General features: G+C 55.7%; 1 rRNA gene (cut by a window edge). It reads left to right on the top strand.

From position 1 onward, the window contains the following. Window positions 1-72: 72 nt before the first annotated feature. Window positions 73-1,358, top strand: a 23S ribosomal RNA gene (locus ACWD5O_RS36930); its annotated part runs 1,214 nt beyond the window's last position; the annotation flags it as partial.

Consider the following 1,358-nt stretch of genomic DNA (forward strand, 5'->3'; position numbering starts at 1 on the left):
GTTGGTGTGGGGCTGATGGGTTGTGGGTTGGTCGTTTGTTGAGAATTGCACAGTGGACGCGAGCATCTTTGTGGTCAAGTTGTCAAGGGCGAACGGTGAATGCCTTGGCACCAGGAGCCGATGAAGGACGTGGGAGGCCGCGATAGGCCTGGGGGAGCTGTCAACCAAGCTGTGATCCCAGGGTGTCCGAATGGGGAAACCTGGCTGGAGTCATGTCCAGTCACCCACACCTGAACACATAGGGTGTGTGGAGGGAACGCGGGGAAGTGAAACATCTCAGTACCCGTAGGAAGAGAAAACAATTTAGTGATTCCGCGAGTAGTGGCGAGCGAAAGCGGATTGAGGCTAAACCGGCTGCGTGTGATACCTGTCAGGGGTTGCGTGGTCGGGGTTGTGGGACCCTACTGAACAAGCTGACACTTGTTCGAGAAGTTACAAAGTCAGTGGCTAGTCGAACAGTCTGGAATGGCTGACCGTAGACGGTGAAAGTCCGGTAGGTGAAAGTTGCTGACCTTCTGTGGGTGTTCCCGAGTAGCGGCGGACCCCTGAAATCTGCCGTGAATCTGCCAGGACCACCTGGTAAGCCTAAATACTTCCTGGTGACCGATAGCGGACGAGTACCGTGAGGGAATGGTGAAAAGTACCCCGGGAGGGGAGTGAAATAGTACCTGAAACCGTTCGCCTACAATCCGTCGGAGCCTTACGGGGTGACGGCGTGCCTTTTGAAGAATGAGCCTGCGAGTTAGTGGCATGTGGCGAGGTTAACCCGTGTGGGGGAGCCGTAGCGAAAGCGAGTCTGAATAGGGCGATTCAGTCGCGTGTCCTAGACCCGAAGCGGAGTGATCTAGCCATGGGCAGGCTGAAGCGCGGGTAAGACCGCGTGGAGGGCCGAACCCACCAATGTTGAAAAATTGGGGGATGACCTGTGGTTAGGGGTGAAAGGCCAATCAAACTCCGTGATAGCTGGTTCTCCCCGAAATGCATTTAGGTGCAGCGTCGCGTGTTTCTTGCCGGAGGTAGAGCACTGGATGGTCTAGGGGGCCCACAAGCTTACCGAAACCAGCCAAACTCCGAATGCCGGTAAGTGAGAGCGCGGCAGTGAGACTGCGGGGGATAAGCTTCGTAGTCGAGAGGGAAACAGCCCAGATCACCAGCTAAGGCCCCTAAGCGTGTGCTAAGTGGAAAAGGATGTGGGGTCGCATAGACAACCAGGAGGTTGGCTTAGAAGCAGCCACCCTTTAAAGAGTGCGTAATAGCTCACTGGTCAAGTGGTTCCGCGCCGACAATGTAGCGGGGCTCAAGCACACCGCCGAAGCTGTGGCATTCACATTTTAACCTCGCTTGGACTTGATTCCTTG

This window comes from Micromonospora sp. NPDC005161, assembly GCF_053599855.1.